This window comes from Micromonospora sp. WMMC273, from assembly GCF_027460285.1.
In the GTDB taxonomy this organism is placed as follows: Bacteria; Actinomycetota; Actinomycetes; order Mycobacteriales; family Micromonosporaceae; genus Micromonospora; species Micromonospora aurantiaca.
Genome location: NZ_JAPZBE010000001.1, coordinates 2,545,536 through 2,555,691, shown reverse-complemented (window position 1 = coordinate 2,555,691; position 10,156 = coordinate 2,545,536). Strand labels below are relative to the sequence as shown.

Annotated in this window: 9 protein-coding genes; 5 read left to right on the top strand and 4 right to left on the bottom strand. The window is 73.3% G+C overall.

What is annotated here, in order from left to right:
• Positions 1 to 125 precede the first annotated feature (125 nt).
• A complete protein-coding gene (locus O7611_RS11890) occupies positions 126 to 518 on the bottom strand; it encodes a DUF2267 domain-containing protein (RefSeq protein WP_269696833.1) in 393 nt (130 codons plus the stop codon).
• 137 nt (positions 519 to 655) lie between these two features.
• On the opposite strand from O7611_RS11890, the gene O7611_RS11885 reads away from it, so the two are divergent.
• Positions 656 to 2,770 (top strand): molybdopterin-containing oxidoreductase family protein, encoded by a 2,115-nt coding sequence (locus O7611_RS11885; RefSeq protein WP_269696832.1) that lies wholly within the window; start codon positions 656 to 658, stop codon positions 2,768 to 2,770.
• Between the two features lie 95 nt (positions 2,771 to 2,865).
• Complete coding sequence (locus tag O7611_RS11880; RefSeq protein WP_194801727.1) at positions 2,866 to 3,570, top strand: CBS domain-containing protein; 705 nt, start codon at positions 2,866 to 2,868, stop codon at positions 3,568 to 3,570.
• Between the two features lie 46 nt (positions 3,571 to 3,616).
• Here O7611_RS11880 and O7611_RS11875 read toward each other — a convergent pair whose 3' ends face one another.
• From O7611_RS11875 to O7611_RS11865, 3 genes are read right to left on the bottom strand one after another with little or no spacing between them, the layout of a single operon-like run.
• On the bottom strand, positions 3,617 to 4,954 hold the full coding sequence (locus O7611_RS11875; RefSeq protein ID WP_194801728.1) for an MGH1-like glycoside hydrolase domain-containing protein: 1,338 nt from the start codon (positions 4,952 to 4,954) through the stop codon (positions 3,617 to 3,619).
• Positions 4,951 to 5,769, bottom strand: coding sequence for a sugar phosphate isomerase/epimerase family protein (locus O7611_RS11870; protein ID WP_194801729.1), 819 nt, complete (start codon positions 5,767 to 5,769; stop codon positions 4,951 to 4,953). Before O7611_RS11870 ends, O7611_RS11875 begins: the two co-directional genes overlap by 4 nt.
• Entirely contained in the window at positions 5,769 to 6,806 is a 1,038-nt protein-coding gene (locus O7611_RS11865; RefSeq protein WP_194801730.1) for a zinc-binding dehydrogenase, read from the bottom strand. Before O7611_RS11865 ends, O7611_RS11870 begins: the two co-directional genes overlap by 1 nt.
• 121 nt (positions 6,807 to 6,927) lie before the next feature.
• Here O7611_RS11865 and O7611_RS11860 point away from each other — a divergent pair, with 121 nt between their 5' ends.
• The 3 genes from O7611_RS11860 to O7611_RS11850 are packed head-to-tail and all read left to right on the top strand — an operon-like array spanning position 6,928 to position 10,141.
• On the top strand, positions 6,928 to 8,319 hold the full coding sequence (locus O7611_RS11860; RefSeq protein ID WP_194801731.1) for an ABC transporter substrate-binding protein: 1,392 nt from the start codon (positions 6,928 to 6,930) through the stop codon (positions 8,317 to 8,319).
• Positions 8,316 to 9,275 carry a carbohydrate ABC transporter permease gene (locus tag O7611_RS11855; protein ID WP_194801732.1) on the top strand — a complete coding sequence of 320 codons (960 nt, stop codon included), beginning with the start codon at positions 8,316 to 8,318 and terminating at the stop codon, positions 9,273 to 9,275. The genes O7611_RS11860 and O7611_RS11855 overlap by 4 nt, the downstream gene beginning before the upstream one ends.
• A complete protein-coding gene (locus O7611_RS11850; protein ID WP_269696831.1) occupies positions 9,275 to 10,141 on the top strand; it encodes a carbohydrate ABC transporter permease in 867 nt (288 codons plus the stop codon). Before O7611_RS11855 ends, O7611_RS11850 begins: the two co-directional genes overlap by 1 nt.
• Positions 10,142 to 10,156 lie beyond the last annotated feature (15 nt).

The following is a 10,156-nucleotide window of genomic DNA, read 5'->3' as shown; positions in this document are numbered from 1 at the left end:
TAGACGATTTACAGCGTAGGTGACCGGCGACAAGTTATTTTACGGTGAAAATACTTCCAGGCCGTGGAATCTTCGCCGCAGACGGCCTCGGTGCCGCAGCTCGACCCGGGTCGCGGGGAGCCTGCTCAGACATCGTACGGCGGTCGCGGGATGGGGTCCACCATGGCGTCGAAGCCCTTCGGGAGCTGCGCGACGAGGTCGTGGAACTCCCCCACCGTCACCGTGTCACGCAGGGTGGCGAGCACCGCGACGGCACCCACCTCGGCGACCGCCGGGTCCACCGCCGCGCGTTCGGCCACCCGGTACAGGAAGTCGACAGCGCCACCCGTGGTGGCGGTGCCGGCGGGCTCCAGATAGCCGCCCACGTCGTCCGGCAGCTGCGCGGCCAGGTCCGTCGCCTCGTCCGCGGTGATCCGGTTGGCGAGGGTCTGCAACACGGCACGGGACACCGTCGCGGCCTCGTCGGCGGGCAACTCGGCCCGCCGCGCCACCGCCTCGACGAACAGGGGGAACCGCATCCCACCCCTCCCCTCGCCGGCGGCGGGCACCACGCCCACCCCGCTCGGCCCCGGCGGGTACCCGCCGGGGCCGAGGCCAAACGCCCCCGGCCACGACGAGCGGCGGCAGTACCACGAACCGGGGGTAGCATCCGCCCATGGCCCCCGTCACCACCCACCCCGGTGCCTGCCCGCTGGACTGCCCGGACACCTGCGTCTGGCAGCTCACGGTGGAGGACGGCCGGGCCGTCGCGCTGCGCGGCGACCGCGACCACCCGTTCACCAGGGGCGCGCTCTGCGGCAAGGTGAACCGCTACCTGGACGCGGTGAACGGGCCGGACCGGCTCACCACGCCCTGGGTCCGCACCGGCCCGAAGGGCGCCGGCCGGGTCGCGTACCGGCCGGCGAGCTGGGACGAGGCAGTCGAGCGGGTGGCCGCCGGACTGCGTGCGAGCATCGAACTCCACGGCCCGGAGTCGGTGCTGCCCTACTACTTCGCCGGCACGATGGGCCTGGTCCAGGGCTGGACCATGGGGCCCCGGCTCTTCGCCCACCTGGGCGCGTCCCGGCTGGACACCACCATCTGCACGGCGGCGGCACGGGCGGCGCTGCGCTCGCTCTACGGTGCCTCGGTCGGCTTCGAACCGGAGTCGATCGTCGAGGCGAACCTGATCGTCCTCTGGGGCGCCAACCCGCTCGTCACCAACCTGCATCTGTGGCCGTTCGTGCAGCAGGCCCGCGAGCGCGGCGCGTACGTGGTGACGATCGACCCGCTGCGCACCGAGACGGCGGCCCGCAGCGACGAGCACGTCGCGCCGCTACCCGGCACCGACGCGGCGCTCGCGCTCGGGCTGATGCGGCACGTCCGCGACGCCGGGGCGGCCGACGAGGAGTGGCTGGCCGCGCACACCACCGGCTGGCCGGAACTGCGCGCCCGGCTCGACGACTGGCCGGTGGAACGCGCCGCCGCCGAGTGCGGCCTGCCCGCCGGGACGATCCGCCGCCTCGGCGACCGGATCGCCACCACCCGGCCGACAGCGGTACGGGTCGGGCTGGGCCTGCAACGCCACCACGGCGCCGGGCAGGCGATCCGGGCGATCTGCGCGTTGCCGCTGGTCACCGGCGACTTCCGGTACCCCGGCGGCGGTGCCCTGGTCACCACCAGCGGCCACCACCCGGTCGACAACGGCCCGGAGATCCGGCCGGCCGGCATGCCCGCCCCGCCGGCCCGGTCGCTGAACATGAGCCGGCTGGCCGCCGTGCTCACCGGGGAGGCCGACCCGCCCGTCACCTCACTCGTGGTGTTCGACGCCAACCCGGCGGCGACCGCCCCGGACCAGGCCCGGCTGCTGACCGGGCTCGGCCGCGCCGACCTGTTCACCGTGGTGCTGGAGCAGCGCTGGACCGACACCTGCGACTACGCCGACGTGGTGCTCCCGGCCACCATGCAGCCCGAGCACCTGGACCTCCAGACGTCCTACGGGCACCACTACACGACGCTGAACCTGCCGGTCACCCGCGCGCCGGGCGAGGCGCTGCCGAACACCGAGATCTTCCGGCGGATCGCCGCCGCGCTCGGGATCGACCACCCGGCGTTCTCCGACAGCGACGAGGACCTGGCCCGGCAGTTGCTGGCCGGCGCCCCGATCACGTACGAGGAACTGCGCGAGCGCACGTACGCCCGGCTCACCGGCGTGCCGGTGGGTTCCGCGCCGTACGCCCAGGGTGGTTTCCCCACAGCGGATGGGCGGGCCCGGCTGCACGATCCGGCGCTGGCCGCGCTCGGGGTGGACCCGCTGCCCGGGTACACGCCACCGGCCGAGGCGGCCGACCCGGAGCTGGCCCGCCGGTTCCCGCTGACGCTGCTCACCCCGGCCAACCGCTACCTGATGAACTCCACGTTCGCGTCGCTGCCGTGGCACACCCGCCGCGCCGGGCCGCCCCGGGTGCACCTGCACCCGGCCGACGCGGCGGAGCGCGGGCTCGCCGACGGCGACGCGGTACGCGTGCACAACGACAGGGGCGCGTTCCTCGCCGCGGTGGCGGTGGACGAGGCGGCCCGGCCCGGGCTGGCGTTCACGTACAAGGCGTACTGGGCGCGGCGCAGCCCGGGGCGGTCCACTGTCAACGCGGTCACCGGCGTCCGGGACACCGACCTGGGCGAGGCGCCCACGTTCCACGACTGCCGGGTGGAGGTCGAGCCGGTGCCGGCCGCCCTGCTGACCGCCGAGCCGCCCCTCGACGAGGTCGCGGAGCCCGTCGCGGCTGGGTGATTCGGGACCTCCGGCCCCCTGACCTGGTCTTTGCGCCCCTGCTCCGGCCCGTCGCCGCCGCCTAGCGTCGGAGGCGGACAACAGGGAGGTTCGCCATGCGTACGTGGCAGGTGCAGGACGTGATGACCAGGGACGTGGCGTCGGTACGGGAGGGCACGGAGTACCGGGAGATCGTCGACGTGCTGACCGACCGGCACGTCACGGCGGCACCGGTGGTGGACGAGACCCGCCGGGTGCTGGGCGTGGTGTCCGAGGCGGACCTGATGTACAAGGTGGAGTTCCTGGGACAGCCCCGGGAGCGGCGGATCCTGCCGGACCGGCACCGCCGCGAGGCGCGGGCGAAGGCCGGCGCGACGCTCGCCGCCGACCTGATGACCGCTCCCCCGGTCACCATCACCCCGGACGCCACGATCGTCGAGGCGGCCCGGCTGATGGACGCGCGTGGCGTGAAACGCCTGCCGGTGGTGAACGACCTCGGCCGGCTGGTCGGGATCGTCACCCGCGGCGACCTGCTCAAGGTGCACCTGCGCCCGGACGCCGGCGTCCGGCGGGACGTGGTCGAGGAGGTGCTGTGGCGCAGCCTCGGCGTCCGCGACGGCGTGGTGGACGTGACAGTGGACCGGGGCGTGGTGACGCTCACCGGCCAGGTGGAGCGCCGGTCCACCGCGCAGCTCGCGGTGCGGCTGGCCCGGCAGGTCAGCGGCGTGGTCGAGGTGGTCGACGCGCTCGGCTACGCGATCGACGATTCGCCGATGTCGGCGCTGCGCACCGGCGGCGGCACCCCGGCCGGCATCGCCTGAGCCCTGACGGCCCGGTGGGCGCCGGCATAACCGGCGCCCACCGCCGTCACTCCTGGGCGAGCGCGTCCAGCACCAGCGCGGCGGTCCAGCTGAACGCCGGTGAGCCGAGACCGGCGCCGGTGTCCGGGTGGAAATACTCGTGGCAGCCGGCCCGGTCGACCAGGTCGAGCAGCGACTCGCGCAGCCCGGCGGCCAGGTCGGCCCGGCGGTGGGTACGCAGCCCCTGCCAGAGCAACCACCCGGTGTTGATCCAGCTCGGGCCGCGCCAGTAGCGCAGCGGCTCGAAGTCCGGCGCGGTGCGGTCGTACGTGGGCAGCGGCCGGTCCATCCGGGCGGCCAGCCCGAAGCGCGGCGAGCACGCCTCGGCCAGCAGCGCCGACACCTGCGCGGCGGGCAGTTCGGGCAGCGCCAGCGGCATCAGCCCGAGCACGGTCCGGGCCGGCACGAGCCGGTCCGCGCGCACGTCGCGGGGACGGAACGTGCCGGCCACCGGATCCCAGAGGCGGCTGACGAGCGCCTCGGTGATCCGGGCGCCCCGGTCGCGGTGCGGTCCCGGGTCGGCGCCGATCACCGCGGCGATGCGCGCGAGGGCGTACTCGGAGACGCCGAGCGCGGCGTTGACCAGCGGGCACTCCACCAGGAACGGGTGCCGGCCGAGCAGTCCCTCGTCCCGGTAGCGGCCGGCCCGGTAGCTCTCCACCAGCGCGACGTAGCGCGCGTAGTCCAGGTCGGTGGGGCGCTGCGCCGCGTCGGCGTGCGCGGTGTCGTGCCGGCGGTACGCGCGCATCACCGCCTCGTCGGCGGGCACGCCGGCCAGTGGCGCGTCCCAGGCGGGGCTGTTGTCCAGCCCGGACTCCCACGGGTGCACGATCGACGCCAGCCCGCCGCCCCCGGCGTCGCGCCGACCGGTCAGGTAGCGCTGCTGCGCGACCAGCCTCGGATAGAGCCGCCGCAGCGCGGCCACCGACGCCTCGCCGGGCGCGCGGCGGTGCACCAGCCAGGCGGCCGGAGCGTGCACCGGCGGCTGGACGATCCCGGAGGTGGCTCGGGCCGGCGAGCCGTCGGCGCGGGCCGAGTCCCAGAACTGCGGCCCGGGAAAGTACGGCCCGGCGCGCGAGGCCGGGTTGAACACGATGTGCGGCACCCGCCCGTCGACCCACTGCGCGGCGAACAACGTGCGCAGTTCCCGCCAGGCCCGGTCCGGGCGGACGTGGGCCAGGCCGATCGCGATGAACGCCGAGTCCCAGCTCCACTGGTGCGGGTAGAGCGTGCGCGACGGGACGGTGTGGTCGTGTTCCCAGTTGGCGTCCAGGGTGGCCAGCGCGAGGCGGCGCAGCCGGGCGTGGCGGTCGGCGTCGGCGCGTACCCCGGTGGTCAGCGTCATGCGGCGGCCCGCCGGGGACGGGCCTGGGCCAGCGCTGTGGCGGCCTGGCGCAGCGCGGCGACCGGCTCGCCGCGCAGCCGGCACTCCAGCGCCAGCCAGCCGGTGTAGCCGATCGCGTCGAGCGTGGCCAGCAGCGCGCCCCAGTCCAGGTGCCCGGCGCCGGGCTGGTGCCGGTTGGAGTCGCTGACCTGGACGTGCCCGAGGTACGGCGCGGCGGCGCGCAGCGCGGCGTGCGGGTCGTCCTCCTCGATGTTCATGTGGTAGGTGTCGGCGGCGACCCGCAGCGCCGGTGACCCGACCGCGCGGCACAGCTCGACCGCCTGGTCGAGCCGGTTGACCATGTGGTCCTCGTACCGGTTGAGCGGTTCCAGGAACAGGGTGACCCCCTCGGCGCGGGCGTGCCCGGCCAGCTCGCCCAGGGCGTCGACGAGCACCCGCCGGTCGTCGTCGGCCGAGCGTGGCGGGTCGAACGGGGGCAGCCGGCGGGAGAACATGCCCCAGGCGGCAGGGGTCATCGCACCGACGCCGCCCAGTTCGGCGATCACCGAGAGCTGGGAGCGCAGGTTGTCCACCGCGTCGCGGGAGCGGCCCGGGTCGAAGTCGCCGATGAAGTGGTCCATCTCGACACAGACGGTCGGCACGACCACGCCGGCGGCGCGGGCGCGGCGCAGCTCCGGCAGCCGCCGGGCCAGGGCGAGGTCGCCCCGCCCGCGCAGCTCGATGCCCTGGTAGCCGAGGGAGACGGCGAGGGCGTACTTCCGGGTCAGGTCGGTGCCGGGAAGCAGCTGCTCCTGGCAGGCAAGCGGAATGTCCATCAGAACCTCAGCACCACTTGGAGGACGTCACCGTCACCGCGGTCGAGCAACGCCAGGGCGTCGGCCACCGCGCCCGCGTCGACGACGTGGCTCACCAGCGGCAGCGGGTCGACGCTGCCCTCGGCCACCAGGTCCATGAAGGTGTGTGCGATCCGCGTCCCGGACCACCGGCCGGCCGTGCCGGGTGCCGGATCGGACCCGGAGACCTGGGCGGCCACGAGCTGGATCCGGTTGTGGTGGAACTCCTCGCCGAGTTCCAGCCCGTGGGCGTACCCCTGGTAGAAGCCGGCCGCGACGACGCGCCCGGCGTGCGCGGTGGCGCGGATCGCCTCGTGCAGCGCCGGGTACGACCCGGACAGCTCCAGGCAGACGTCGGCACCCCGGCCGTCGGTGGCGGCCCGCAGCGCGGCGGCGGGCGAGTCGGCGGCGGCGTCGACCACCCGGCGCGCGCCGAGCCGCACGGCGTGCGCGAGCCGGCCCGGCATCCGGTCGACGGCGACCACGCGGGCGCCGGAGAGCGCGGCCAGACGCGTGCCGAGCAGCCCGATCACGCCCTGCCCGAACACGCCCACCCAGTCGCCCAGGTGCAGGTCACCTGCGAGTACGGCGGTCAGCGCGATGGCGCCGGGCCGGGCGAACACGGCGGCGAGCGGGTCGAGGCCGGACGGCAGCGGGTGCGCCGCCGTCGCGGGGAGCACCGCCTCGGCGCGGTGCCCCCAGATGCCCCAGACGAGCTGGCCGGGCCACCGCCCGGCCACGTCGGGGGCGACCTCGACGATCTCGCCGACCTCCTCGTATCCGAAGCCCACCACCGGGTACGCGGGTGTGGCCTGGCGGGGGACGAACATGCGGCTGCCGGCGTCCCAGTCCTTGCGCAGGCGCGGGTTGCTGCCCCGGTAGAGCGTCAGCTCGGTGCCGGCGGAGATGCCCGAGTAGCGGGTGCGGACGCGGACCTGGCCCGGACCGAGCCGGTCCGTGGGGCAGGGCTCCAGGCGTACGTGCCGGGGCCCGGCCAGAGAGACAACCCAGTTACTCATGGCGTCGCTCCGAAGAAAGTGCCTACCTCGATTCTAACCCAAAAAATGGGCATATGTGATTACATTGATGAATTGATGGGTATTGGCGGAAAGCCGTACTCTTTCGAGAGGAGTGCCACCGATGTCATCACCCTCCACACGGCGGCTCGCACTAGGCCTGATCCTGGCACTGGCCGGGACCGGCGTGGCCGCATGCAGCGACGACGGGCAGAAATCCGACAGTTCGCAGATCACTGTCTGGAGCCTGGAAGACGTGGCGGACCGCGTCGCCGCCACCAAGGCGATCATCGCCGACTACACCGCCAGGACCGGCGTCAAGGTCAACCTGGTCACCGTCAACGAGGACCAGTTCCCGTCCCTCATCGCCTCCAGCGCCGCCGCCGGCGACCTGCCCGACGTGGTCGGCTCGGTCTCCCTGGCCGGGGTGCGGACGCTGTCCGCCAACGAACTCCTCGACGTCGACGCCAACGGCACTGTCGTCGACCGGCTCGGCAAGGACACGTTCACGCCCCGCGCGCTGGAACTCACCAGCGACGGCGGCAAGCAGCTCGCCGTACCCAGCGACGGGTGGGGTCAGCTGCTCGTCTACCGCAAGGACCTGTTCGCCGCCGCCGGCCTGCCGGCGCCCGACACGTACGAGAAGATCGCCGCCGCGGCGGCGAAGCTGAACACCGGCGGCGTCGCCGGTATCACCGCGGCCACCTCTCCCGGCGACGTGTTCACCCAGCAGACGTTCGAGCACCTGGCGCTGGCGAACAACTGCCGGCTCACCGACGACTCCGGGAAGGTCACGCTCGACTCCCCCGAGTGCGTCGAGGCGTTCCGCTTCTACGGCGACCTGATGCGGAACAATTCGGTGAAGGGCGCCCAGGACGTCGACACCACCCGGGCCACCTACTTCGCCGGCAAGGCGGCCATGCTGATCTGGTCGCCGTTCATCCTCGACGAGCTGGCCGGGCTGCGTGCCGACGCCCGGCCCACCTGCCCGCAGTGCCAGTCCGACCCGGCGTGGCTGGCCAAGAACAGCGGCTTCGTCACCGCGATCAAGGGCCCGAACGGCACCGAACCGGCCCAGTACGGCGAGGTCAGCTCCTGGGCCGTGCTCGACGGCGCGGTCGACCCGGCGAAGTCGTTCGTGGAGTACATGCTCTCCGACGGCTACCCGCGCTGGTTCGGCATGTCCCCCGAGGGGCGCTTCCCGGTGCGCACCGGCACGCCGGAGGACAAGCAGAAGTTCCGCACAGCCTGGAACACCAGCCCGGCCGGCGTGGACACCAAGAAGCCGCTGTCCGAGGTCTACGGCGAGGACGTGCTCGCCACCCTGCGGAAGAGCCCGGACACGTTCCAGCGCTGGGGCCTGACCGAGAACCAGGGCAAGCTCGTCGGCGCCATCCTCGGTGAGCTACCAGTGCCCAAGGCGCTCGCCGATGTCGTCGGCGGCAGGTCCGACGCCCGCGCCGCCGCCGAACGCGCCCGCAAGGACGTCGAGGCGATAGCCAAGGGCGTCAATTGACCACCACCGCGCCGGAGGCCGGCCGCTCTCCCGCACCGGAGCGACCCCGCCGACCCGGCCGACGTCCGCTGACGCTGCGCCGCCGCGAGTCCCGCGCCGGGCTCGCGCTGGTCAGCCCGACCCTGCTCGTCGTGGTCGCGGTGATCGGCATACCCATCGTCTGGACCGTGGTGCTGGCCTTCCAGCGGGTACGCCTGGCGACACTGCGCAAGACCGGCCTGTTCGGCGAGCTGACGCTGGACAACATCGACCGGGTGCTGCACACCCCCGGGTTCGCCGACACGCTCTGGACCACTGTGCTCTACAGCGTCGGCGGCACCGCGGGTTCGATAGTGGTCGGCCTGGCGGCGGCGCTCGCGGTACGCGGGCCGTTCCGGGGCCGCACCCTGGTCCGCGCGTCGATGCTGCTGCCGTACGTGGCGCCGGTGGTCGCCATGACGTTCGTCTGGCAGGTGATGCTGGACCCGCAGCTCGGCATCGTCAACGACTGGGGGCGGCGCTTCCTCGGCTGGGACCAGCCGGTGCCGTTCCTGTCCCAGGAGTCCACCGCGCTGTGGACGGTGATCACGTTCGAGGCGTGGCGCTACTTCCCGTTCGCGTTCCTGTTCCTGCTCGCGCGGCTCCAGGCGGTGCCCGGCGAGCTGGAGGAGGCCGCTCGGGTCGACGGGGCGACACCCACCCAGCGGTTCCGGCACATCCTGCTGCCGCAGCTCATGCCGGTGATCGCGCTCATCGGCGTGCTCCGCTTCATCATGACGTTCAACAAGTTCGACGACGTCTACCTGCTCACCGGCGGCGCCGCCGGCACCGAGGTGGTGAGCGTCCGGGTCTACCAGTTCCTCACCGCCCGCACCGACATCGGCGCGGCCGCCGCCCAGGCCGTCGTGCTCGCCGTGGTGCTGCTCGTGTTCGTGGCGATCTACCTGCGCTTCTTCGGCGCGCGACGGGAGGCGTGATGGATCGGGACCGGATCGAGACGGTCAGCCTGCGCTGGCTGCGCCGGCTGGTGATCGCCGGGTTCCTGGTGGTCACGCTGCTGCCGTTCTGGTACATGCTGGTGCTGTCGGTACGCCCGATCGAACGCCTGCTGCTCGAACCCGGCTCGCTCTGGGTGCCGTTCGGCGAGCTGACCGTCGCCACGTACGCCGAGGTGCTGAAGTCCGTCTCCGACGGCGGCCAGGGCTTCCTCACGTTCATCCGCAACAGCGGCCTGGTGGCGCTCGCCGCCACCGCGCTCACCCTGGTGATCGCCATTCCCGGCGCGTACGCGGTGTCCCGCCTGCGGTTCTTCGGCCGCCGGCAGGTCAGCGCGCTGTTCCTGGCGGTCTACCTGTTCCCGTCGATCGTCATCGCGATCCCGCTGTTCGTGGTCTTCACCCGGGCCGGGCTGCGCGGGTCGCTGACCGGCCTGGTGCTCGTCTACATCTCGCAGACGCTGCCGGTGTCGGTCTACATGCTGAAGAACTACTTCGAGACGATTCCGGTCAGCCTCGAGGAGTCGGCGGCGATCGACGGCGCGGGCTGGCTCGGCATCATCCGCCGGGTCAGCCTGCCCCTCGCGGCGCCCTCGGTGATGGCCGTCGCGCTGTACGACTTCATGATCGCCTGGAACGAGTACCTGTTCGCGCTGCTGTTCATGGTCGACCGGCCGGACCGGTGGACCGTGTCGCTGGGCCTGTCGCTGCTCGCCGACGGCGTCGAGGTGCCCAAGACGGCGCTGATGGCCGGCTCGGTCATCCTCACGCTGCCGATCGTGGTGCTGTTCTTCGCCGGGGAACGCCTGCTCACCGAGGGACTCACCAGCGGGGCAGAGAAGGGCTGAGCGTCCGTGCCAGGA

What these genes read in the sequence shown, in the direction of transcription:
- O7611_RS11850 (WP_269696831.1), top strand. Translation starts at nt 9,275, where the DNA reads ATGGATCGGGACCGGATCGAGACGGTCAGCCTGCGCTGGCTGCGCCGG.
- O7611_RS11875 (WP_194801728.1), bottom strand. Translation starts at nt 4,954, where the DNA reads ATGACGCTGACCACCGGGGTACGCGCCGACGCCGACCGCCACGCCCGG.
- O7611_RS11890 (WP_269696833.1), bottom strand. Translation starts at nt 518, where the DNA reads ATGCGGTTCCCCCTGTTCGTCGAGGCGGTGGCGCGGCGGGCCGAGTTG.
- O7611_RS11865 (WP_194801730.1), bottom strand. Translation starts at nt 6,806, where the DNA reads ATGAGTAACTGGGTTGTCTCTCTGGCCGGGCCCCGGCACGTACGCCTG.
- O7611_RS11885 (WP_269696832.1), top strand. Translation starts at nt 656, where the DNA reads ATGGCCCCCGTCACCACCCACCCCGGTGCCTGCCCGCTGGACTGCCCG.
- O7611_RS11860 (WP_194801731.1), top strand. Translation starts at nt 6,928, where the DNA reads ATGTCATCACCCTCCACACGGCGGCTCGCACTAGGCCTGATCCTGGCA.
- O7611_RS11880 (WP_194801727.1), top strand. Translation starts at nt 2,866, where the DNA reads ATGCGTACGTGGCAGGTGCAGGACGTGATGACCAGGGACGTGGCGTCG.
- O7611_RS11870 (WP_194801729.1), bottom strand. Translation starts at nt 5,769, where the DNA reads ATGGACATTCCGCTTGCCTGCCAGGAGCAGCTGCTTCCCGGCACCGAC.